The organism is Massilia sp. UBA6681 (assembly GCF_002454935.1).
GTDB classification, from domain to species: domain Bacteria; phylum Pseudomonadota; class Gammaproteobacteria; order Burkholderiales; family Burkholderiaceae_D; genus Telluria; species Telluria varians.
This window is the reverse complement of the sequence record NZ_DKJX01000072.1, coordinates 44,400-63,569: the sequence shown is the minus strand read 5'-3', so window position 1 is coordinate 63,569 and position 19,170 is coordinate 44,400. Positions and strand designations below refer to the sequence as shown.

Annotated in this window: 31 protein-coding genes and 1 other RNA gene; 11 read left to right on the top strand and 21 right to left on the bottom strand. The window is 61.6% G+C overall.

Translation table 11 applies throughout. The features are described from left to right. Nucleotides 1-4 precede the first annotated feature (4 nt). Nucleotides 5-832, bottom strand: a complete 828-nt coding sequence (locus B2R83_RS12195) for a class I SAM-dependent methyltransferase (RefSeq protein ID WP_292041553.1) — start codon at nt 830-832, stop codon at nt 5-7. A gap of 197 nt (nt 833-1,029) precedes the next feature. On the opposite strand from B2R83_RS12195, the gene ssrA reads away from it, so the two are divergent. After that, nucleotides 1,030-1,388, top strand: a transfer-messenger RNA (tmRNA) gene (ssrA, locus tag B2R83_RS12190). 102 nt (nt 1,389-1,490) lie between these two features. On the opposite strand, the gene B2R83_RS12185 is transcribed toward ssrA, so the two are convergent. The 20 genes from B2R83_RS12185 to B2R83_RS12090 all read right to left on the bottom strand — a co-directional run bounded on the left by B2R83_RS12185 (nt 1,491) and on the right by B2R83_RS12090 (nt 14,081). Beyond that, the gene (locus B2R83_RS12185; protein WP_414674406.1) at nt 1,491-2,618 is read right to left on the bottom strand and encodes a tyrosine-type recombinase/integrase; all 1,128 of its coding nucleotides are present in this window, start codon (nt 2,616-2,618) and stop codon (nt 1,491-1,493) included. A gap of 218 nt (nt 2,619-2,836) precedes the next feature. Then, a complete protein-coding gene (locus B2R83_RS12180; protein WP_292041549.1) occupies nt 2,837-3,061 on the bottom strand; it encodes a hypothetical protein in 225 nt (74 codons plus the stop codon). Continuing rightward, on the bottom strand, nt 3,052-3,891 hold the full coding sequence (locus B2R83_RS12175) for a DNA-methyltransferase (protein WP_292041548.1): 840 nt from the start codon (nt 3,889-3,891) through the stop codon (nt 3,052-3,054). The genes B2R83_RS12180 and B2R83_RS12175 overlap by 10 nt, the downstream gene beginning before the upstream one ends. Beyond that, nucleotides 3,888-4,814, bottom strand: coding sequence for a hypothetical protein (locus B2R83_RS12170; protein ID WP_292041545.1), 927 nt, complete (start codon nt 4,812-4,814; stop codon nt 3,888-3,890). Before B2R83_RS12170 ends, B2R83_RS12175 begins: the two co-directional genes overlap by 4 nt. Next, the gene (locus B2R83_RS12165) at nt 4,811-5,302 is read right to left on the bottom strand and encodes a hypothetical protein (protein ID WP_292041543.1); all 492 of its coding nucleotides are present in this window, start codon (nt 5,300-5,302) and stop codon (nt 4,811-4,813) included. The genes B2R83_RS12170 and B2R83_RS12165 overlap by 4 nt, the downstream gene beginning before the upstream one ends. 3 nt (nt 5,303-5,305) lie before the next feature. Next, on the bottom strand, nt 5,306-5,593 hold the full coding sequence (locus tag B2R83_RS12160; protein ID WP_292041540.1) for a hypothetical protein: 288 nt from the start codon (nt 5,591-5,593) through the stop codon (nt 5,306-5,308). After that, a complete protein-coding gene (locus tag B2R83_RS12155) occupies nt 5,590-5,799 on the bottom strand; it encodes a DUF1382 family protein (RefSeq protein ID WP_292041538.1) in 210 nt (69 codons plus the stop codon). Before B2R83_RS12155 ends, B2R83_RS12160 begins: the two co-directional genes overlap by 4 nt. Beyond that, the gene (locus tag B2R83_RS12150; protein WP_292041536.1) at nt 5,796-7,046 is read right to left on the bottom strand and encodes a hypothetical protein; all 1,251 of its coding nucleotides are present in this window, start codon (nt 7,044-7,046) and stop codon (nt 5,796-5,798) included. The genes B2R83_RS12155 and B2R83_RS12150 overlap by 4 nt, the downstream gene beginning before the upstream one ends. Beyond that, on the bottom strand, nt 7,043-7,441 hold the full coding sequence (locus tag B2R83_RS12145; RefSeq protein ID WP_292041533.1) for a hypothetical protein: 399 nt from the start codon (nt 7,439-7,441) through the stop codon (nt 7,043-7,045). The genes B2R83_RS12150 and B2R83_RS12145 overlap by 4 nt, the downstream gene beginning before the upstream one ends. Further along, nucleotides 7,438-7,827, bottom strand: coding sequence for a recombination protein NinB (locus B2R83_RS12140; protein WP_292041531.1), 390 nt, complete (start codon nt 7,825-7,827; stop codon nt 7,438-7,440). The genes B2R83_RS12145 and B2R83_RS12140 overlap by 4 nt, the downstream gene beginning before the upstream one ends. Further along, complete coding sequence (locus B2R83_RS12135) at nt 7,824-8,492, bottom strand: lambda exonuclease family protein (protein ID WP_292041528.1); 669 nt, start codon at nt 8,490-8,492, stop codon at nt 7,824-7,826. The genes B2R83_RS12140 and B2R83_RS12135 overlap by 4 nt, the downstream gene beginning before the upstream one ends. Before the next feature lie 588 nt (nt 8,493-9,080). Next, on the bottom strand, nt 9,081-10,085 hold the full coding sequence (locus B2R83_RS12130) for a recombinase RecT (RefSeq protein WP_292041525.1): 1,005 nt from the start codon (nt 10,083-10,085) through the stop codon (nt 9,081-9,083). Between the two features lie 202 nt (nt 10,086-10,287). Next, the gene (locus B2R83_RS12125) at nt 10,288-10,425 is read right to left on the bottom strand and encodes a hypothetical protein (RefSeq protein WP_292041523.1); all 138 of its coding nucleotides are present in this window, start codon (nt 10,423-10,425) and stop codon (nt 10,288-10,290) included. Beyond that, on the bottom strand, nt 10,422-10,871 hold the full coding sequence (locus tag B2R83_RS12120; RefSeq protein WP_292041521.1) for a hypothetical protein: 450 nt from the start codon (nt 10,869-10,871) through the stop codon (nt 10,422-10,424). The genes B2R83_RS12125 and B2R83_RS12120 overlap by 4 nt, the downstream gene beginning before the upstream one ends. A 136-nt stretch (nt 10,872-11,007) precedes the next feature. Continuing rightward, the gene (locus tag B2R83_RS12115) at nt 11,008-11,370 is read right to left on the bottom strand and encodes a hypothetical protein (RefSeq protein ID WP_292041518.1); all 363 of its coding nucleotides are present in this window, start codon (nt 11,368-11,370) and stop codon (nt 11,008-11,010) included. 150 nt (nt 11,371-11,520) lie between these two features. Next, the gene (locus tag B2R83_RS12110; protein ID WP_292041516.1) at nt 11,521-11,943 is read right to left on the bottom strand and encodes a hypothetical protein; all 423 of its coding nucleotides are present in this window, start codon (nt 11,941-11,943) and stop codon (nt 11,521-11,523) included. Next, complete coding sequence (locus B2R83_RS12105; RefSeq protein WP_292041513.1) at nt 11,927-12,157, bottom strand: hypothetical protein; 231 nt, start codon at nt 12,155-12,157, stop codon at nt 11,927-11,929. The genes B2R83_RS12110 and B2R83_RS12105 overlap by 17 nt, the downstream gene beginning before the upstream one ends. 59 nt (nt 12,158-12,216) lie before the next feature. Continuing rightward, a complete protein-coding gene (locus B2R83_RS12100) occupies nt 12,217-12,954 on the bottom strand; it encodes a hypothetical protein (protein WP_292041511.1) in 738 nt (245 codons plus the stop codon). Between the two features lie 87 nt (nt 12,955-13,041). Continuing rightward, nucleotides 13,042-13,308 carry a hypothetical protein gene (locus B2R83_RS12095; protein WP_292041509.1) on the bottom strand — a complete coding sequence of 89 codons (267 nt, stop codon included), beginning with the start codon at nt 13,306-13,308 and terminating at the stop codon, nt 13,042-13,044. Further along, nucleotides 13,305-14,081, bottom strand: coding sequence for a LexA family transcriptional regulator (locus B2R83_RS12090; RefSeq protein ID WP_292041507.1), 777 nt, complete (start codon nt 14,079-14,081; stop codon nt 13,305-13,307). Before B2R83_RS12090 ends, B2R83_RS12095 begins: the two co-directional genes overlap by 4 nt. A gap of 82 nt (nt 14,082-14,163) precedes the next feature. On the opposite strand from B2R83_RS12090, the gene B2R83_RS12085 reads away from it, so the two are divergent. The 10 genes from B2R83_RS12085 (at nt 14,164) to B2R83_RS12040 (ending at nt 19,068) form a co-directional block, all read left to right on the top strand. After that, nucleotides 14,164-14,403 (top strand): helix-turn-helix domain-containing protein, encoded by a 240-nt coding sequence (locus B2R83_RS12085; protein ID WP_292041503.1) that lies wholly within the window; start codon nt 14,164-14,166, stop codon nt 14,401-14,403. A gap of 73 nt (nt 14,404-14,476) precedes the next feature. After that, a complete protein-coding gene (locus tag B2R83_RS12080; protein ID WP_292041502.1) occupies nt 14,477-14,920 on the top strand; it encodes a phage regulatory CII family protein in 444 nt (147 codons plus the stop codon). A gap of 2 nt (nt 14,921-14,922) precedes the next feature. Further along, nucleotides 14,923-15,126 (top strand): hypothetical protein, encoded by a 204-nt coding sequence (locus B2R83_RS12075; protein ID WP_292041500.1) that lies wholly within the window; start codon nt 14,923-14,925, stop codon nt 15,124-15,126. After that, the gene (locus B2R83_RS12070; protein ID WP_292041497.1) at nt 15,126-15,992 is read left to right on the top strand and encodes a hypothetical protein; all 867 of its coding nucleotides are present in this window, start codon (nt 15,126-15,128) and stop codon (nt 15,990-15,992) included. Before B2R83_RS12075 ends, B2R83_RS12070 begins: the two co-directional genes overlap by 1 nt. Next, nucleotides 15,931-16,638: a hypothetical protein gene (locus B2R83_RS12065; protein ID WP_292041494.1), complete on the top strand. Its 708-nt coding sequence runs from the start codon at nt 15,931-15,933 to the stop codon at nt 16,636-16,638. The genes B2R83_RS12070 and B2R83_RS12065 overlap by 62 nt, the downstream gene beginning before the upstream one ends. Continuing rightward, nucleotides 16,635-16,841, top strand: coding sequence for a hypothetical protein (locus B2R83_RS12060; RefSeq protein WP_292041492.1), 207 nt, complete (start codon nt 16,635-16,637; stop codon nt 16,839-16,841). Before B2R83_RS12065 ends, B2R83_RS12060 begins: the two co-directional genes overlap by 4 nt. Further along, nucleotides 16,838-17,440, top strand: coding sequence for a recombination protein NinG (locus tag B2R83_RS12055; RefSeq protein ID WP_292041489.1), 603 nt, complete (start codon nt 16,838-16,840; stop codon nt 17,438-17,440). Before B2R83_RS12060 ends, B2R83_RS12055 begins: the two co-directional genes overlap by 4 nt. Continuing rightward, on the top strand, nt 17,437-18,174 hold the full coding sequence (locus B2R83_RS12050; protein ID WP_292041488.1) for a DNA-methyltransferase: 738 nt from the start codon (nt 17,437-17,439) through the stop codon (nt 18,172-18,174). The genes B2R83_RS12055 and B2R83_RS12050 overlap by 4 nt, the downstream gene beginning before the upstream one ends. Further along, nucleotides 18,171-18,479 (top strand): hypothetical protein, encoded by a 309-nt coding sequence (locus B2R83_RS12045; RefSeq protein ID WP_292041486.1) that lies wholly within the window; start codon nt 18,171-18,173, stop codon nt 18,477-18,479. Before B2R83_RS12050 ends, B2R83_RS12045 begins: the two co-directional genes overlap by 4 nt. A gap of 28 nt (nt 18,480-18,507) precedes the next feature. Next, a complete protein-coding gene (locus B2R83_RS12040) occupies nt 18,508-19,068 on the top strand; it encodes a hypothetical protein (protein WP_292041483.1) in 561 nt (186 codons plus the stop codon). The last annotated feature ends 102 nt before the right edge of the window (nt 19,069-19,170 follow it).

Here is a 19,170-nt window from a genome sequence, read left to right as displayed (position 1 = left end):
GCATTCAGCCTGCGGCTTTTTTTCGGAAGATGCAGACGATGATGTCGCTCGGGAAGATGCGCAGCAGGGGAATCGCGCACATGACCGCAATGTACTGCAGCCAGAGCGACACTGGGGACACCTTGCCGGCATAGCTCAGGCGTTCGCGTAACCCCCTGGCGCGCAGGGCCGGCAGTTCGGCGCAATCGACCAGCTCGAAGCCCTGTCCCGCCACCAGCCTGCCGAGGTTGACGGGACTGAAGTAATGCACGTGGGGCGACGGCATGTCTTTCTGCCACAGCCGCTCGAATGGCATGCGCCATCCCAGGCGGACGGCGAGTTTCGAGAAGCGGTAGAAGAAGCCGCGGCTGCTGGGCAGGTTGAGGATCAGGATGCCTTCCTTGTTCAGGTGCTGCTGGCAGGCGTCCAGGGCGCTGCGGATATCCGGAATATGCTCGATGACGTCGTTGAACACGATGACGTCGAAGCGCTCGCTGTCCTTCAACACGTCCGGAAAGAACCCGGCACGCACCGGCAGGCCGCGAGCGGCGGCGCGCGCACCGACCGCCGCATCGGGCTCGACGCCGAGCACGTCGAAATGCTCGCGCGCCGCCTCCAGGAACCAGCCGTGGGCACTGCCCACGTCGAGCAGGCTGCACTTGGCTTGCCGGACATGCCGCCTGGCGTACTGGACAATCGCACGGAAATTCTCCAGTCGAATGGCCTTGAGCGCCGCTTCACGCTCGGCTTCGTTGATCTCGACGTCGGTAGGCATGTCGATGGCGACGGACAGGGCAGCACTCTCGTAGTGGCATACCGGGCAGGTCGCATGCCATGACAGGAGGCCAGCCATTTGGGTGTTGCCACAGACGATACAGACCATTTCCATTTCCTTGTCGAAACGTGAAGCAGCAGACGGCGTAACGAGCGATGTTATTGCACTTTCGTCATGGTATGCAGATATTTTTTGGCCTACTTGACGTTAAGCGAGGTCTAAGCTACCAGACTGCACGTAGTGACGAATTGGAGTACAATGAAGCTTCTTTCGTTGGGGGCGACCTGGTTTCGACGTGGGTTGCAAAGCAGCGCAGGGCATACCGAGGACTGGTTACCTCGTAAATACATCCAGAAATCAATAACTGCAAACGATAACTCGTACGCACTCGCAGCTTAATTGCTGCTAGGTCCACAACACCTCGCCCCTGGGGTGTGTCGCAAGACTCGTGGACTCATTTACAGGGGCTCGCAGTAGGCCGGGTCACTTGGTCGACTGTTAAATAATAGGTGACTCGCTTGTCCAAAGGGTGCACATCCCCGTTGTCCAGGTTAAATTAATTGATAGTGCTAAGTATGTAGAACTGTCTGTAGAGTGCTTGCGGACGCGGGTTCGATTCCCGCCGCCTCCACCACCATACACTGTAGAATCAAGGACTTAGATTCTTCGGGCTGTCATTGTTTTGGGTTAGATGGGGCTATTTTAGCTCGGTAATGCCAACTTATTGACAGCCTAATTAGGGCGCTTCGGACACCTTCGCGGCGCCCTTTTTTATTCCGTAGACCTCTTCCGCCCGGCTGCCGGCCTGGCTGTCCGCATCAGGCATCCAGCGGCCGTATCTGCGAATGATCATCGACCAGTCGCGGTGCCCCATCTGGCGCGCGACCCACATCGGATGTTCTCCAGAGGAAAGCATCATACTCGCGTACGTATGCCGAGTCTGGTACGGGTAGCGGTACCGAACTCCCGCCCTCTTCAGTGCATATTGCCACATCGTCTTCCGGATCGGCTGATCGCCAGCCCAGCGCGCCAGGGTCTGCGGGTTCTGGAATACTTCCTCTCCGGCGAGGTAAGTGTGTGCTTTTTGCGCTTGGAGTGCCTCGAGCGCAGCCTGCAACAACTTAACCTCTCGCCTCCCGGCGTTCGTCTTCGTCCCTTCCGGCGCCGTGGCTCGCTGGGTCAGCGCGCGCGACACGCGCACCACGCCGCGGGTGAAGTCGATGTCTGTCCAGTCCAGGGCGACTAGTTCCGATGTGCGCAAGCCGGTCCAGAAGGCGAACTGCACCAGATTTCGCCCCTGCCCTTCCAACGCGGCCAGAATGGCAGACTGCTCCACCCGGTCAAAAGGGTCGATGTCGTCGCCCTCCTTCGGCGCCTCGGCGCGCCGGTAGGTGTAGCCGGCCAGCGGGTTTGCCTCGAGTAACTCGTCGTCGACCGCCTCCGTAAGCGCTGCCCGTAGCACGCTCTGAATATTCGCCAGGGTTTTGTTGCCCGCCTCGTACTCAGTCAGTTTGTCGCGAACGTGCTTGCGCTTAAGCTCGGACAGCTTCATTTTGCCGAACCACGGATCCAGCTGTCCGACCACGATCTTGCGGTATCCCTCGTAGCTGCTCGCCTTTAACTGTTGCTTCTGGCGATCGAGCCACTTATCGAGGAAGTCGCCCACGCTCACCAGGTCAGCTGGCGCCGCCTCGGCCGCGGCGAGCTCCTGTGCGCGCTTTGACTCAGGGAACGTCGCCGCATAGTCGAACGTGCCAGCCGAGATCGCGTGTAGGATCGCCGCGCGATGCTGCTCGGCCCGCTTCAGGTTAGAGGCTGTGGGCTTAAGTGGGACCCTTTCCCGGCAACGGACCCCGCGATACATGAAGCTAATTTCGATGCTGCTTTCCGATGCAGCTTTAACACCCCGCCCGTCTCGACCCATTCTCTGTACCCCTCCACATCAATTAGGACCCGGTTGTCGGGCGCCTTCTTCCATATTTTGCCTTCTGGCCAGATCCCGTCCCTGATTTTGGTCCGGATGGCGTCCTCGCTATAGCCCGACAGTTCTGCGAACTTCGGGATGGTCACGTACCTCAGCATCTACTCCTCCTTCCTTTCATGCACGCACCCCGCGCATCGCGGATCCGGCGTTGTCCTGGTGTAGTGGCATTCCGTCGTCATCACGTGCCGGACGTCGACATAGACTGGCACTCGCTGCGGTGCGCCGAAGCCATCACGGAATGTCTCGCTCCAGCCGGCCTGCGCCTGGTGCGTGACGGCGCCGGCGACCGGGCGCGGCTTGTTGTGGCAGCCGTTCAGTTGCATGGCCTCTCTCCTTCTCCTGGGTGAGCAGGAGCGGCCCCGAGGTCTGAAAACAAATCGTCGTTGATGCGTGCGCTGGCGATTTCCAGATACTCGGCACTGATTTCGATGCCAACGAAGCGCCGCGCCAGTTGCCGCGCCACCTTGCCGGTCGTGCCGCTGCCGAGGAACGGGTCGAGCACGGTGTCGCCGGGGTTCGACCAGCTGAGGATATGGTCGCGCGCCAGCGCCTCGGGGAATATCGCCGGGTGCTTGAAGGCGATTTCGTCGGTTGACGACTTGCCCTTGCCGGTGGAGTAGCCCCACACGTTGGAGCGCGCGCCGAATGCGGCCACGACCTTTCCATTTGCAAGGCTCGGCTTCGTCGTCCCGTCCTCGTTCCGCACCGTGCCGCTCATGACGTCGCCCGCGCGCTTGTTCCTGCGGTCGCGCAGCAGGTTGAAGGTTTTCACCTTTCCCTTACTCAAGACGAACATGTATTCAAACGCCGCAGGGTATTTGCGGTGGCCGTGGCGCGGGAATGCAAGGTCCGTCTTCTGGTAGATCATCGTGTCCGCGAGGTTGAACCCGCATTCCATGAACTTGAGCGCCTGCCGGAAGCTGGTCCCCGTTTCGCATCCGTCGATGGTCTCGTCGCCCACGACCCAAACGACCACGCCGCCCGGTTTCGTCACGCGGTACAGTTCGCGCGCAATCGCTTCAAAATCGAACGTGAAGCCGTTGTAGGTGCGCAGGTTGTCGTAAGGCGGGCTGGTCACGGTCAGGTCGATGCTATCCGCGTCCAGCGTCTGGAGCATGTAGGCGCTGTCGCCAAGTAAAAGCCTCGCGCTCATGATTTCCCCGCAGCAGTGTTATCCGACTCCGCTATCTCTTCAGTCCAGCAGGCTACACCGTGATCCCACATGTCTACCGGGTTATGACCGCTATCCATTGGGTTGCCGTGCCGCTCCATGCTGTCTCCGCAGCAGCACACGCCCGACGAAACGCCTGCATTCTGAATGAACGCCAACAGACGGTCACGCTGATCCTTGATGCGCGCAATCTCCCCGGCTTTCTCCACCTCTCCCGCAGTCGGATCGGGTACTGGTGCAGCGCGGCGCGATCCGATTTTGCTGTCGATGTGGGCGATCAGTTCGCGAAATGCATCGGTTGCCTCGGCTTCGGTGGCCGTACCCTGCCACAGCTTCATGCGCGCCGCGACGTAGTGGTAAAGTTGGCACTGGAAGCGCAAGTCTTCTTCAATACTCGCCACCGGCTCGCCTTGTTGCGCTCGATCCGCTTCAATGGCAGAGCATGCTTGATCATAGATTGCATCGTGCGAATGCCCCGCTGCTGCCATCGACTTGATATGCTTTAGCGCGATCAAGTGGTCTAAATTCTCGGGGCGCTGCGCTCGATCCGCTTCTACAGCAGCACGGGCGTGGGTGGCGTCAGCCAGAATAAGCAGGCGGCGCAGGTAGCCCACATTCAGCCGCGCCATCCCGTCGTGCAGACTCATACCCTTAGGGTTCTCAGCCTCGTTGATCGCGCGTTCGATGTGCGAGCGCATGAACTTCGGCAGCGGTGGCAGCGCGCCTTCTGGAACAGCAGCGGGAGAGGATGCGCGGCGGTTCCATGCAGCAGCGAGTTCCGCATCACTTGCGCCATTGTGCCGAGCCATATCGCACAAGCAGCAGTCACAAGCGATGCGGTTGCTCAGAAGTGTTGCACTGCCCTTGGAGAACGGGCACGGCAACAGGTTCAGTTTGGCGCTCATTCCTGTCCTTTCGTGGTGTCTTTCGGCTGGGCTTGGGCGGCAGACATGGCTGCGTAACCGCTGTGCTTGTCGGCGTCATAGTCGAGAATGAAAGGCCGCTCTGCTAGTTCGCCAAGCAAGTAGCGCACGCGATCGGCTTCGTAGCGCACGCGGTCAGGGTATTCGGAACGGTCGATGGTGATGCCGTCCGTCATGTTGTCCCACTTGTCGCCGTGCTTTCGCATCAGAATCGCGGTGAAATTGCTCTTGCCATTCGACTCAGGCATCGGACCGTACCACACCGTCAGCTCATGTTGCTTACTCGGCCCTTCTGCCGCAGTAGGTGCAGCGCTACCAGCGCGAGCAAGAGCAGCGCGGTATGCTTCCCATCCGTCGCGTGCGGTGCTGTACACGTAGTCTCCGAAGCTGTCCCGGTCGATCACCCAATTTTGCGCTGTTGCCCACGCCTCAAACTCGGCGCGGCTCTTGTCCAGTTCTTTGTTGTCCATGTCTCAGTCCTCTTTGTTGTTGTTCGTGCGCTGCGCGCGGCCCGATGCGGTGTCGGTGCTGGGCTGTGATGCTGGCGTCGCGGCAGCTTTGGCGACGGCTTCGCGCGTCGATCCCGCAGCCCAAACAATGCGCTGCGCTACTCGGCACGCATCCGCCAGCACTTGCTCGGCGGCCTGCTTCATCTCTCGGATGGCGTGGCGCTCCGGATGCTCCAGCCCGATGCCGTCGCTCATCCGCTGAACCTTCCCCAGCGTCTCTACGAATAGGTCGGCAATGCTCTGCTGGCTCATGCTGCACCACCTTTCGCATCGCGGGTTTCCGCCGCGTCAGCGGCACGCTCGATGTCGTTGAGCTTGGCAATGCACTGGTCAACCAGCGCGTCGTATTCGGCATCATCGGCGCAGGGCATTGGGACGAATCGCACGCCCGACTTGACGAAGACGTTTGCAAGTTCAAGGGACTTGCGGGCTTGTGCAGGATTGGCGCGCTCGATCATGCCGCACCTCCTTTCGCGTCAGCGGCACGTTCCATGCTCTTGAGGGCGCGGATTCGGTCGGCCAACTTTTCGCCATTCGCGGCCAGCGCTTTCATCTGCGCAGTTGCTGGCCCGAGCACGTCGCGCGGCACGGCGGTGAGCTTGAGCACTACGCCCGCCGCATCTTCCAACGCATGATCGCGGATCGCATCGCGGTCTGCTGGTGCAGAGTGGGCGACTTTGGCGACAGCGGCGCGCAATTCCAGCACTTCGGCTTTCACATGGGGCCATGCTTCGTGCGGCCAAACCATATCGTTGATGCTCACGCCCATGCGCTCCGTCCACGGCTTGACGGTCGGAGCTGGTTCAGCCGTCACTGGTGCGGGAGATTGGCTGACGATTGCTCTGGCTTCGAACTCGCTTGCGGCTCGACAGGAAGTGAAGACCAAGCGCACGCTTTGATCGCTGTAGCGCTCCACCTTCGTCACGTTACGGAAATCGGGCGCCTTCGTTTGTACGGCAGGAGCAGGCAGGCAGGCGGCAGCCTTGGATGCATTGACCAGCACGCGCTGCACATCCGACTGTCGCAATAACGCGCCCGGTTCCTGACATCCGTCAGGGAAGAGGTGCGGGAGCTGGGAAATCTGATCCATCAGCTTGCCGATCAGTGGCTGTCCTGAAACGTGACGGGCGAGAAGCGCGCGAGCAAACGATACCTCATCGAACTTCACGCCATTGATGTCGTGAAAAGGCTCGGCAATGTCCATGATCTCGTCATTCGTCAGTCCTACCCCTGCATCTGCTGGGGTGGCGAGAGGGGCGGCTTTGAGCATCCGCCCTGCGATTTCTGCGAGCAACGAGACAGAGGCTTGCGCGGCCCAGTGCGGCACCTCGCGAAGCTGCGTGGCGGCGGCGATCAAGTCTTCCGCGTCTTTGCTCGCCTGCTCGGTGTCTGCTGCTACTGGAGCAGCGAGAGTGGCCAATTCGTCGGCGCGTTTAAGAACGAGGTCGGCGGCGTCGTGCCGTGCGTCGCGGTGGCCTTCCTTGTACAGGAGGCGGCTAGCTTCGTTCAGGAACGTGTCATCAGCGCGGCGGCAGCGAATGTTCATGATTGCGCCCGGCAAGTCGAGCACGGAAGGCTTCGCCAGCCCTGCCTGTCCTGCTGCTGGTGCAGCGGAAGGAGATGCGGCACGAGCGGCGCCGGCGTTGTCGTCCCACTGCAGCGGGTGGCCAGGGAGCTTGTCGGTGATGCGGCGATCTTGGGTCATGCTGCCTCCTTGTGTTCTTGGTTTGCGGGGCCGAACAGGGCGGCCACAAGCGGGTCTCGAGGGATGCCAATCTGTACTGCCTTGTGAATGCCGCGCTTCGGCGCGATCAGCCGGTCCAGCACTTCGTCTTCGCTCGGCAGGCTAGGGTCGGCGCCCAACTCCCACAGCGCCGGCCGGATGCCCGGCGGAGTCGCAATGCGCACCTTGCGCAGCGTCTTCTGCATGTAGCGCAGGTAGCCGTTGAGCGTGTTCGGCTCGGTCTTTGTTGCCTTGGCCAACTCCGGCGCGGTGCAATGCTCACGGGACAGCATGTCGAGGATCTTGGCGACTGCAGCGGCGCGCTCCCTCTCCCATCGTTCGCGCTTCGCAGCTGCTTCTGGCTTGGCGCGGGTCATACCAGCACTCCTGCGACCTTGCCGAACTCGACGCCTTGCTGCGCGCCGAAGGCATAAATCAGCTCGATCAACTCCGAAAACTCGGCCTTGCTGTACGTCCTCGTGCGTTCGCCGAACACGACGAAACCACCGTCAAGGCCCGGCGCCGAGCGCTGCTTGCGCAGGGATGCGGTGAGCAAGTCCTTCCAGTCGTCGGCGGACAGCTTCACGCCGTACCACACGACCTGGTCGGCCAGCTTCTGCAGCAGCGGCCACATGAGGGCGTTCTGCTCGAGGGTGCGGGTTGGCTCGGCGACAGTGACGCAGTAGCCGGCCGGCGCCTCGGCGATGTAGCGGATCGCGTTCTGGCGTGCGGCATCGTGGGCGAGAATGAAGGTGCGCTTCATGCCGCCTCCCGCAGCGGCGCGCCAGCCTGCAGGATCGCCACGTTGGCAGCGACCAGGGCGTCGAACTTCGCCAGGCGCTCGACCATCTCGTCAATGAAGCCGTCGTCGCGCAGCACCCGCTGCACGTAGAGGTCTTTCCCCACGGCGGCCAGGTCCGGCACGTACATGATGAAGTCGCACCACTTGCGGCCGGTGATCCACATGCCACCCTGCATCTGGTGGTCGTACTCGGACGTGTCGCCGGTCGCCAGGATGTGCAGGATCTTCGCGCTGTCGATCGGCGACTTGATCTCAATGAGGCCGTCGTCGTCGACCAAGCCGTCGGTCGAGTAGCCGAACAGGCCATCATCGGTGACGCAGATGCCAGCCTCGGTCACGAACGAGCCGGTGCGCGCCTCGTAGTGCATGCGCGCCGCGGCTTCCATCTGGTGGCCGCGCTCGAGCACCCATGCCTTCGGCGGCTCGCCGTGCGGCATGCCGCTCACGCGCTCGATCGCCAGGTCGGCGGCGTAGCGCTCGGCCGCCGCGGTTGGGTCGCCGACATCCCGGGCGCCGGACTTGCGCATGCACACGCTGATCGCCTCAGCGAAGCAGCTGGCGGTGATCTTGCCGCTTCTACTGGAGTGCCATTCTGGCGTCCCCTGCGCACACTCAATGAATTTCATGAAGCTTCCCCCTTTTGTAACGCATGAACGCTGCGCCATACGTGATGCCAAGCTCTTTCGCGACGACTGCCAAGCCTGTAGGCGCGCCTCGCCATTCAACTGTCACTGAACTCCTGCGATTCCGGTTCTGCTCGATCGTGGTAGCCCATCGGCAGTTACCGGGCTCGTAATTTCCAGACTGATCGGGGTAGCGGTCGAGGGTCGTATCCGCAGGACGGCTGCCCATGTGTGCGTGGAAGGCCTCAAACGAATTTCGCCACTCATCGCACATGGAGATGCCCTTTCCTCCGTATCGGGGATAGTCTTTGCTTGCTGGGTTGTGGCACCGCTCTTTCGCCGCACGCCAAGACTGATACTCCCGAGAGTTGCGCATACCATGCGTCTCGTGGCTTTGCGCCTGCAGTCGCTTGCCCTCGCATCCGCATGACTGGATGCAACGTGAGGTCCGCAAGTTGTTTGTCGCCTTGACCGTCGATGCGCCGCAAGCGCAGCGGCACAGCCACTTCGCGTGCCCATCAGGCGAGCTACCGCTCCGCTCAATGACCGTCAGCATCCCGAAGACCTGGCCAGCCGCGATACGGTTGCCACTCATGGCTGGCTCCCCATCGAGCGCGCGTAATCGGTGTCGTCATCGCTCGGCTGAGCGTCGGCGCCGGGCATGTCGATCGTTCGCGCCTCGTCCGCGACTTGCTTCTCGGCCGCCATCCGCGCGCGGTGGCCGGCGATCGCGTCCTTGAGCTTCTTGTGGTCGGCCGGCTGCTTGGCGAATGCGCCGTTGTGCTCGCGCCAGAACGTAAGCGCCGCCTCGTCCGTCGTGGTGCGCAGCGCCGCAGCGATCACAGGAGCGACGTCGATCAAACCTTCCGGACGCGCGTTGATGTCGACCAGGCCCTCGCCGCCGTCCGTGTTCAGGTGGTGGATCGCAGTCTCCAGGCGCTCGGTCTTAGGCCAGTACTTGTAGGCCTGCTTCACGCACGTCTTCTTGATCATCTCGCCGGCATCCGTCACCCAGGGGCAGGACTTGATCTTCTTGGCCTGGTACGACTTCCAAGCTTCCGAGCGATCGCGGATATCGTAGACCTCGCCGATCTCCATCGTGTGCGTCAGGTAGTCGCCGTCGGCAGTCTTGACCACCACGTACACGCCGATGATGTCGCCCCGGTCCTTCGAAAACGGGTTGAAGGTGTGGATCGGCGGTTCGTCGAAGCGGCCGCGGGAGAACGCATCGTTGGCGCGCACCAGTTCAGCCTGAGCCCACTTGATCGAGCCGGTCGACATCGCCAGATCCATCAGGCCCATGTAGCTGATGTCGAGGCAGATCGCCTGCTGCTGGCCGACGCGGCGCGGCACCAGGTAGGCCTGCTTCTTCGCTGGGTTCAGGCTGATGCCGATCGCCGCGATGTTCTTGACCGCGTTGATCACCGAAGCACGGTTTTGCGTGGCAATGCTCAGGGCGAAGTCATTGGCGCCGAGGATCTGGACAGCGAAGCCGGCCTCCTGCTCGAACTTGATCGAGCGGTCCGACAGCAAGGTCATGAAGTCGTCCTTGATGGCGTTGATTTCGCCGGTGATCAAGGTCAGTGCGTTGCTCATTTACTGCTCCTGTTGAATGGTTGGCCTGCTACTCACATCCTCAACACTCGCCATGAGGATCAAGAGGGTCAGGACTGCGACTACTGCGGTGGCGGTGCGGCGGATCATCCCGGCAGCCCGGTCAGGATTGCGCTCACGGTGGCCGCGACGTAGAACAGCACGGCTGCGACCTTGACCTTGAGGGCTCGGATTTCGTGCTCGCTCATCGCATCACCGTCAGGACAAGGGTGATCGGGCCTGCCGAATACAGCGCGGTCAGCAGGGTGTCGAGTGCTTCGCTGCCGATCGCGTAGTAATAGCGCGGGCCGGAAGGCTGGTTGACTTTGATGCGGAAGGTCATTTGAGCACTCCGGTTGCGCGGGCGCGCGCCAGAACGTCCGCGACGCCGGCTGGTAAATCGCTACGCTCGATGGCTGCGATTGCGCGATCTAGTGCGCTCGCAAGCTCCGCGGCGCTTGGCGGCTCCGGTGGCTCAATACGGTCAAGCAGTTCCCTGATTTGCTGAGGGATGAGCTTGCGCGGATCTTCCACGCGAACCATTACCCTGCGCAGCAGATCAAGCATTTCCTCGGCGTGCTGCTGTGCTGGCGTCAGAGTCGGGGATTCGACTTCGACAGTGGAGTCGTAACCGATCATGACTGTTCCGGTCGCGCCGTTCGCATCGTGAAGCCGCACTGATCCACAAACGTAGTCAAGAACCACTACGGCAGGGCACAGCATGCAAATTGCGCCGAAAGAGTTCGTTATCACGTCGCCTCGCTTGAGTTCTGCCGCTTTCTTCTTCACCCTCTTCTCCTGTCGTTATTCGCCAGCCCTGCCGGCTCGGTTGTCCTGCCACACAGCGCCGCCCGCTCCCTTGAAATACCGGTTGATAGGAATTTCACAGGCGGCGCTGTGTAGGCCCTCTTGCGAGGGCGTGGCCTCATGCAGCTCGGAGACGCTCCTGCAGCTGAAACTCTTCCCATGCGGCCTCAGCGCGGCGCTCTGCGACATCCATGGCGTGCGCCCGGTCTTCCCGCTGCAGCTCCTGCTCGGCTTGCTTCGTGGCGATGTCGTTGATCAGCTCGTCCAGCACGGCGCGCAGCGCGTTCTCGCCGGCCACCGTGCGGCGGATCAGGTCGGCTCGCGCCTGGTTGTCCTGCAGGTAGTCGCCGAGCGCTTCGTCGATCTCGGTCGTGAGGTTCGGAGTGCCGTGCGAGACGGCGGCGGTGATGGACTGCGCGGCTTCGCGGGTCAGCTGGTCCAGGCGTTCAGCGGGGTCCTGGCGGGTGAGTTGGTCGACCATCGTGTTCTCCATCTGCTCAGGTGGCTGAGCTCGGTTGCGATGGAGTTATATTAGTCCGACTAATCTCATTAGTCAACAGTCCGACTGATAAATCTTGACGAAAAAAAGCCCGCTCACTGGCGGGCTCAGGCGTTGACCTTGATTAGTGCTTTACTTCGCCGTCGGCTGGGCCGGGGCTGGCGCCGTGGGCGCGGGTGCAGTAAGTATTGGATTTGCCACAGTCGCGCGCGGCGGCTCAATGTTGCGCGCCATCCAAAACACGGCGGCGCAGATAAGGCCCATGGCACCGATCAACTTCCAGGTGGTTGCGTGCAATTCGCGGTGAAAATCAGCAGCAAGACTCTTGATATCTTCCTTGGTCGCATAGTTCGATTTGACAACAGCGAGGTCGCGCTCGATCGTAGCAAGGCGCTCGACCGTCTTCTCGGCAGCGGCTTCCAGTTTTTTGACTCGCTCATCCATGCGGCCATCATATCCCCCGCCCCCACCTCCGTCAAACTGCTGCTGTGCGCTGCGCAGTCGGGTGTAGTCGTTTTCGAGCTGATGGACATTTCTCTCAGGATTCATCTGCATCCTCGTCTGAGTGAGGCCCTCGGAAATGATCATATGCTTCGTTAAACCGCTTCACCTGGTCGATGACCGGCCCAACCTTGTCCAGATATTTCCCTCTGCGCTCCCCTTCTGGATTTGCCTCAACAAGATCTATCAGGCACCCCAGCACGAAGACGTTGAATAACTGCTGCTCCCTCAGAAGCTTGATTAATTTTTCGTTTATATCAGTATCCAACGTGTCTCCAGGCATTTTTAATCAATCATCATCCTGCGGCAGATCGAGGCGCGGCTACTTCAGCGATAGTCGCCGTTCTTGATAAGCCACTTCGCCACCGCCACGGAGGTGGTCAGGCCATACGCAACGAACTCATCATCGACATAATGTTGGTAGGGCCACTTCATATACCGTGTAACCACTGGCGCCCCATCGCTCATGAGATTTACCAGTTGGGCAGAATTGCTGAAATCCCCATCCTTATCGCGAGTGTCAAAACGCCTCGCGCCGATCTTTAATGATGTCTGACTGCCGGGGAAATGCTCATACCCCACTGAGACGGACAATCTTCCGCCTTGATAAACGAAGACATACAAGTCGCCCTTTTTGATCATGCACGACCGCTGAGACGACATCTTGTCTCGTGAACAGCTGACACTCCAGTGAACGTCGTCCGTCCAACTGCTGGGGGAGCGATCTTTCGCGCCAGCCACCGTAGCGGAGTCCTCAGAAAGTCGAAACCACACCCCATTTAACGAACCGAGCTCCAGGGCGTTGTCGCTGGCGACGCAAGTGCTTGCTTTTCTTCCCCTGCAAAATGCTTCGATTCCCCACTTAGGGTTTGCGCGCTGGGGCAGATCAATGCTTGCTGGGTCCAGCGTTAATTGATCATCGTCCAGCTTTTTGCAGCTGTCTGAAGGTACATTCTGGCTAACTTGGTAGCGCCGGCCGGTTGCATCCTCGCACAACCATGTATCGGCCGCTAGCACCTGCCCAGGCAAGAGCACAAGGAGAGCAAGCAGATATTTGATTAGCATTCGTTGACCCCTATCCGGCATCTAAGCGTGCCGTTTCGCACCTTGAGTCTACCCGCTGAGCTGGGGCAAAAGACTCACCAATTGTTGCTAGAACGGGGCTTCCGGCTCTTCCGGCAAAACTAGGTCATGCCACACCAGATCGGGATCGGTAAGCACGTCATGCGGCACAGCCAGGCCACGAGCACGAATCCCGCTGGCCGGCTCAATGTCGGGAGTGATCAGCGCAAAGCTCGCGCCGCGGAAGTGCTCAGCAAGCCTCTTCTCCAGCTCGGCTGAATGCGGCCCGTCAAAGTCGCGCGGGTCGACCTCGACAACGATCAGCGGCGCGATCCACTTCGTTACCGCATACTTCACAGGCGGCCTTTCAGCGAGCGCCCTGGCTGGTACACAACTCGGCCGATGACTTCGCACTGGCCGCTTTCGGCGCGGACCGGCTTGTGATCGCTGTTGATCGAGTGCAGATACCAGGCGCCGGCCTTGTGCAGCATCTGCTTTACGCAACAGTCGCCCTCGAAATTCAGCGCATACAGCTCGCGGCTGACGAGCTTCTTATCGGTGGGATCAATTACAACAGTGTCGCCATCGAACAGCAGCGGCTCCATGCTATCCCCGCGCACGGGAATCGCGATGAGCCTCTTGGGGTCGAGGCCATCCAAATCTGAGCGCGAGACCTTTAAAGGATCACCGTCGCCGTCTAGCGGCTCTGTCTCGAAGCGCGAAACACCGGCGCGCAGCTTCAGCCTAACTTTGCGAATCTCGACAACGTCATCCTCATCACCCTCCTCGGTCACTCGCCGCGCGCCAGGCGGCAGTGAATCGTTAGCAGCTGGCTCGTCAGGCAATACCGACGAAGCATACTCCTTCAGCTGATCGTGCAGGCGCGGGCTGAACTCAGACACTGGGCGCCCCAAGAGCTCACTGAACTTCCTCGACGCATCGACGTTGAGCGGAATCCTGCCGTTAAGATACTGGCTTAGCGCACTCTGGTTGAAGCCCAGGCGCTCCGCAGCAGCCTCCTGCGAGACAGCGGAGCCCGCCTCCTTCTGCTGCTGTTGCCAGCTGAGAAAGAGCTTCTTGAGGCGCGCAGCATCTTCAAGCTGCTCTGGAGTGAGGGGTTGGGCTGGCATGCGCGAAGAATATAAGTAAAACTAATATTCCACAATTAGTCCGACTGTTGACTCTGCCGATTAGTCGGACTAATATGTGGGTATGAACCCGATCAAAACCATCCGGGAGCGCTTAGGCGTGACCCAAGACGAAATGGGCGTCGGTCTCGGCGTCTCCCAGGGGAATGTTTCGAATTATGAGCGGGGGCAGCAGATGCCTCCTGACGTAGCTCGAAAACTGATCACTTACGCGCACGGCCTGGGCCACCGCATCACATTCGACGACATCTACGGCCCTCTTCCTGAGTTGCCGCGCCGGCGTCAGGTCGACAAAGTGAAGTGATTTCGAAGTATCCATAGCCCGCATTGTCGATCAGCCCACATTTCCACGCCTCATCTGTTTTCAGGATTTCCACATGAACTACAAAGACGCCTTCTACAAGACCGTACACAACTCCCCTGGCGGCTGCGAGGCGCTGGCTGTGCGCATGGGCTACACCGCTGGCCTGCTGCGCAACAAGGCCAACCCGAACTCGACCACCAACGTACTGACGATGGATGACGCATCGCGCGCGATGGAACTGACGGAGAACTACGAGGTTCTGCATGCCCTGGCGCGTGAGCACGGCTTCATCTGCACCAAGGTTGACGAGCAGCCGGCCGGCGACATGGCCGTACTCGAGTCGGTCACTGGCCTGTGGGAGAAGCTCGGCGCGTTCGGCGGCGAGATTCACCAGGCGCTGGCCGATGGCAAAGTCGACGCGCACGAGGTCGAGAAGATCGACAAGGCGCTGTTCGTCGTCTTCCAGCTCGGCATGCAGCTGCGCGCCCGCATCAACGGCATGGCCGAGAAGGGCTGATCATGTGCGACCAAATCGTCTCCCGCTCCATGATCTTCGACCGCGGCGCCGCAGCTTTTTCTAAGGGCCTGGGCCTCGATGACCACAACATGAACTTTGGTGCGCCGGCTATCGCCGACTGGCAGGCCGGCTGGAAGGATGCCAAGCAGCGCTGGAATCGCGCCATGCGTCGCCAGGCTGAAGTTGCGGTGAAGGAAGCTGCCTGATGGCCAATGGTATCGACTGGTTCCGCTGGCACCACGGCAGCGTCAACGATCCGAAGTTCGGCCTGATCGCACGGAAGGCCGGCGCGCGCGTCGGCGACGTCATCGCCGTATGGGCGCTCGTGCTCGAGCAGGCCAGTGCGAACACTGATCGCGGCGCCTATGTTGACTTGGATGCCGAAGCTACCGACTTCCTCCTGGGCGCTGATGACGGCACCACGGCCCGGATCATCGAAGCCATGAAGGCCCGCGGCCTGATCACCGAGGATCGCGTTACCCGTTGGGACGATCGCCAGCCGAAGCGCGAGCGCGTCGACAACACCGCTACCGAGCGTAAGCGTGCGCAACGTGAGCGTGACAGTGCCAAGGATGGCGAAGAGACAACCGTCACGCCATGTCACGCCACGTCACGCCAAGTCACGCCTAGAGAAGAGAAGAGTAGAGAAGAAGAGAAAGAACCAAAGGCAAAGTCAAAAACTAAAGCGCCGGCTGCGCCGACGTTCGACCCTCTTCCCGACCTGCTCGCCAACGGTGTCAGCGAACAAACCGCTGCCGACTGGCTTGCCCTGCGCAAGTCGAAGCGCGCCACTGTGACCCCTACCGTCCTGAAGACCTTCCTTGCCGAGGCTGCGAAAGCCGGGCTGTCGCTTGAGTCCGCGCTGACCCTCTGCTGCTCGCGGGGCTGGGCCGGCTTCGAGGCCGACTGGGTGCTGAAGGACCAGCGCGCCGGGCCCGCCCAGGGCTACCAATCCGCCAACGATAAAGCGAAAGACTGGGCCGACCGCCTGACCGGAAAGAACCGAAGCCATGAACCTGACAGCCGCACCATCATCGACCTCAACGACGCCCCTGCCCGCAAGCTGGGTTGAGAAGCTGCTGCACAAGATGCTGCTCAGCTACGGCAAGAAATTCACGGACCAGTGGGGCGCCACGAGCACTGACGAGCTGGTCGCGCACTGGGGGCAGGAGCTGGCCGGCTACCAGCCGATCGAGATCCAGCGCGGGCTGAAGGCGCTCGAGACTCGTGACTGGCCACCTACCCTGCCCGAGTTCAAGAAGCTGTGCCGCAAGCCGCTCGACCCGACCGTGGCGTACTACGAGGCCGTAGCCGGCGTCCAGGCGCGGCAGGTTGGCAAGTACGGCGAATGGTCGCACCCGGCGATCTACTGGGCCGCCATGCCGCTGTCGCACGACCTGCGCGAGCAGACCTACAGCCAGGTCAAGCCACGCTGGGAGGCTGCGCTCACGAAGCAGCTCGAGCTGGGCGAGTGGGCCGAGATCCCGCAGCCAATGATCGCACTGGCCGCCCCGGGCAAGACCAAGACCAGCCGAGAGGAAGCGGCGCAACGCCTGCGTGACTTGGGCGCAGCCGCGGTGGTCAAGGATGGTGCCGGCCGCGACGCGAAGCGCTGGGCCCGCAAGATCCTCGAGCAAGAGGCTGCCGGCGAACCGATTCTGCCGATCCAGGCGCGATTCGCACGCGAAGCCCTCGACATCAAACCGGAGGCGCCGTGAGCCAGCACCCGCCCTGCGTCATGTGCAGCAAGTTCTCCATCGTCGGCCGCAGCGAGGAAGCCGCCCAGGGCCGCGGCTACTGCGCCGGCTTCGACAAGGTCGCGGCCTGGGATGACCAGCCGTGCGTGCTGTTCCTGCGCGCCAGGGATGAGGCGCCGCGCAGGGCATTCGCAGAAAAACACCAACAGAAAGAACCAGCATGATCCGCAGCGCCCCCATCGCCCGCACCAGCACCCTCAAGCCCGCGCGCACCCGCAAGTGCGCCGTCAAGGGCTGCCCTACCCGCTTCCAGCCGCGGAACATGATGCACAAGGTATGTGGCGCCGAGTGCGCCGCCGTGCACGCTGCAGAGGAGCGCAAGCGCCTGGACGCCAAACAGACCCGCGAGCGCAAGGCCGCGCTAAAGACGCGCTCCGACCACCTCAAGGCCGCGCAGGTCGCCTTCAACGCTTTCATCCGTGAGCGCGACAAAGATCAGCCCTGCATCTGCTGTGGCCGGACGTCGGAGAAGCAGTACCTGACCGGCACGAACTGGGACTGTGGCCACTACCGCAGCACCGGCAGCGCGCCGCACCTGCGCTTCAACGAGGACAACGCGCACCGGCAGCTCACCGTCTGCAACCGGCACGGCGCCGGCCGCGCGGTCGATTACCGCATCGGCCTGATAGCACGCATCGGCCTGGCGCGTGTCGAGGCGCTGGAGGCGAACAACGGCCCGGCCAAGTGGACCGCCGACGAGCTGATCGCGATCCGCGACACGTACCGCGCGAAGCTGCGCGAACTGAAGAGGGAGGCGGCGTGAGACACGAAGCAAACCTGATGCTGGGCGACTGCCTGGAGCGCATGCAGGAGATCCCGTCCGGGACCGTCGACCTGATCCTGGCCGATCTGCCGTATGGGACGACTTGCTGCGCCTGGGACTCGGTGATCCCGCTCGCTCCGATGTGGGAGCAGTACTCCCGCGTGCTCAAGCCGCGTGGCGCCGTCGTGCTGACTGCAGCGCAGCCCTTCACCAGTGCGCTTGTGATGAGCAAACCTGACTGGTTCCTGTACGACCTGGTGTGGGAAAAGGGAAACGCAACCGGGTTCTTGAATGCCAAGCGGGCGCCGCTCCGTGCGCACGAGTCAGTACTCGTGTTCGCGCCGGCCCAGCCAACCTACAACCCGCAGTTCACCCACGGCCATGCCCGCAAGAAGACCTCGCGCCGCACAGTCAACAGCGAGTGCTACGGCAAGGCGCTGAAGTTGACCGAGTACGACTCAACCAGCCGGTACCCGCGCAGCGTGCAGTTCTTCTCCAGCGACAAGCAGCGCGGGAACTACCACCCGACACAAAAGCCGGTGAAGTTGATGGAGTACCTGATCCGGACTTACTCGAACCCCGGCGACCACGTGCTGGACAACGCCATGGGCAGCGGCACTACCGGCGTGGCGTGCCGGAATACTGGCCGCGCATTCACAGGCATTGAGCAGGACGCCGAGCACTTCGGTACCGCACAGCGCCGGATCTTCCTGCCGCTGGAGCTTGCAGCGTGACCCACACCGATCAGCTCCGCTCCTGGATCGCCCGGCATATGCCCGACCTGGCCGCCGACCTGGCCGGCATGACGCCCGCCGACAGCCGCGCCCGCCTGAACGCCCTCACCGGCGCCCAGGTGCGCAGCTGCGACACGATAGAAGACGGAAGCGCCCGGTTTCTCGCGGCGCTCCAAGACCTGGCGGCGAAGTGTGACCGAACATCGTTCATCGAAGCAGCGTGGACCACCGTAGTTAACTCGCTCTATGGTGTGGCTGAGTTTAATAATATTTCCAGATTACAGTTTATTTTCGGAAAAAATTAGGTCGAATATGATACGCTGGGAGGGTCGTGTGACGGAGAACATCATGGGATTCGCAGATCGCTACATCCACGCATTGAGCGCGTCGAATCTCATGGACGACGCCCAGCATCAACAAGCCGAGCCGCTAATTGCCGCCGCCCTGGCCGACCTGACGGGCGGCTCCGGTAGCGTCTTCGGCTCGATGCTCGCCCGCGCCAAGTTGGCCGGCGTGCCGCGCCAGGCAATCGAAAGCGGCACGTATGGCCTGGGCGCCCTGCTCCGCGTCTGGACCGAGGAGGTGACGAAGAAGGGCCTCGCCCGCAGCTGGCTCAAGATCAAGCACGAATGGGACATCAAGGCGGCGCACGCCATTTATGCCAAGATCGCCCGCGTCAGCCTGGCGCACTGGCTGGCAGGCGGCTGCACGGTCTGCAATGGGACCAAGATTAGCGAGAGCCGGGCGTGCACGCATTGCCACGGCACCGGCAGCGAGCCGATCCAGGGCGGCGCCATCGAACGTGAGAAAATAGCCGATATGGTCAGCGAGCTGGAAGGCATGTTCCAGTCGCATGGTGCCCGGGCTGGCGCGAAGATGCGCAAGGCGGCGTAGCTTATTTGCTCAGCCGTATTGCATTGACAGGCCTTCAGTCGTAAACTGTAGGCCTCATTCCCTCGATCCACGTAATGCGCGCTTCGGCGCCACCGTCACCCG

Excerpts from the sequence above, each read along its gene's own strand:
- B2R83_RS12055 (WP_292041489.1), top strand. The coding sequence starts at position 16,838 with ATGATCCGCAGCGCCCCCATCGCCCGCACCAGCACCCTCAAGCCCGCG.
- B2R83_RS12115 (WP_292041518.1), bottom strand. The coding sequence starts at position 11,370 with ATGGTCGACCAACTCACCCGCCAGGACCCCGCTGAACGCCTGGACCAG.
- B2R83_RS12175 (WP_292041548.1), bottom strand. The coding sequence starts at position 3,891 with ATGAGCGCGAGGCTTTTACTTGGCGACAGCGCCTACATGCTCCAGACG.
- B2R83_RS12080 (WP_292041502.1), top strand. The coding sequence starts at position 14,477 with ATGAACTACAAAGACGCCTTCTACAAGACCGTACACAACTCCCCTGGC.
- B2R83_RS12110 (WP_292041516.1), bottom strand. The coding sequence starts at position 11,943 with ATGCAGATGAATCCTGAGAGAAATGTCCATCAGCTCGAAAACGACTAC.
- B2R83_RS12155 (WP_292041538.1), bottom strand. The coding sequence starts at position 5,799 with ATGATCGAGCGCGCCAATCCTGCACAAGCCCGCAAGTCCCTTGAACTT.
- B2R83_RS12135 (WP_292041528.1), bottom strand. The coding sequence starts at position 8,492 with ATGAAATTCATTGAGTGTGCGCAGGGGACGCCAGAATGGCACTCCAGT.
- B2R83_RS12075 (WP_292041500.1), top strand. The coding sequence starts at position 14,923 with ATGTGCGACCAAATCGTCTCCCGCTCCATGATCTTCGACCGCGGCGCC.
- B2R83_RS12090 (WP_292041507.1), bottom strand. The coding sequence starts at position 14,081 with ATGCCAGCCCAACCCCTCACTCCAGAGCAGCTTGAAGATGCTGCGCGC.
- B2R83_RS12125 (WP_292041523.1), bottom strand. The coding sequence starts at position 10,425 with ATGACCTTCCGCATCAAAGTCAACCAGCCTTCCGGCCCGCGCTATTAC.
- B2R83_RS12070 (WP_292041497.1), top strand. The coding sequence starts at position 15,126 with ATGGCCAATGGTATCGACTGGTTCCGCTGGCACCACGGCAGCGTCAAC.
- B2R83_RS12165 (WP_292041543.1), bottom strand. The coding sequence starts at position 5,302 with ATGGACAACAAAGAACTGGACAAGAGCCGCGCCGAGTTTGAGGCGTGG.
- B2R83_RS12185 (WP_414674406.1), bottom strand. The coding sequence starts at position 2,618 with ATGTATCGCGGGGTCCGTTGCCGGGAAAGGGTCCCACTTAAGCCCACA.
- B2R83_RS12100 (WP_292041511.1), bottom strand. The coding sequence starts at position 12,954 with ATGCTAATCAAATATCTGCTTGCTCTCCTTGTGCTCTTGCCTGGGCAG.
- B2R83_RS12180 (WP_292041549.1), bottom strand. The coding sequence starts at position 3,061 with ATGCAACTGAACGGCTGCCACAACAAGCCGCGCCCGGTCGCCGGCGCC.
- B2R83_RS12085 (WP_292041503.1), top strand. The coding sequence starts at position 14,164 with ATGAACCCGATCAAAACCATCCGGGAGCGCTTAGGCGTGACCCAAGAC.
- B2R83_RS12160 (WP_292041540.1), bottom strand. The coding sequence starts at position 5,593 with ATGAGCCAGCAGAGCATTGCCGACCTATTCGTAGAGACGCTGGGGAAG.
- B2R83_RS12065 (WP_292041494.1), top strand. The coding sequence starts at position 15,931 with ATGAACCTGACAGCCGCACCATCATCGACCTCAACGACGCCCCTGCCC.
- B2R83_RS12150 (WP_292041536.1), bottom strand. The coding sequence starts at position 7,046 with ATGACCCAAGATCGCCGCATCACCGACAAGCTCCCTGGCCACCCGCTG.
- B2R83_RS12130 (WP_292041525.1), bottom strand. The coding sequence starts at position 10,085 with ATGAGCAACGCACTGACCTTGATCACCGGCGAAATCAACGCCATCAAG.
- B2R83_RS12140 (WP_292041531.1), bottom strand. The coding sequence starts at position 7,827 with ATGAAGCGCACCTTCATTCTCGCCCACGATGCCGCACGCCAGAACGCG.
- B2R83_RS12195 (WP_292041553.1), bottom strand. The coding sequence starts at position 832 with ATGGCTGGCCTCCTGTCATGGCATGCGACCTGCCCGGTATGCCACTAC.
- B2R83_RS12170 (WP_292041545.1), bottom strand. The coding sequence starts at position 4,814 with ATGAGCGCCAAACTGAACCTGTTGCCGTGCCCGTTCTCCAAGGGCAGT.
- B2R83_RS12145 (WP_292041533.1), bottom strand. The coding sequence starts at position 7,441 with ATGACCCGCGCCAAGCCAGAAGCAGCTGCGAAGCGCGAACGATGGGAG.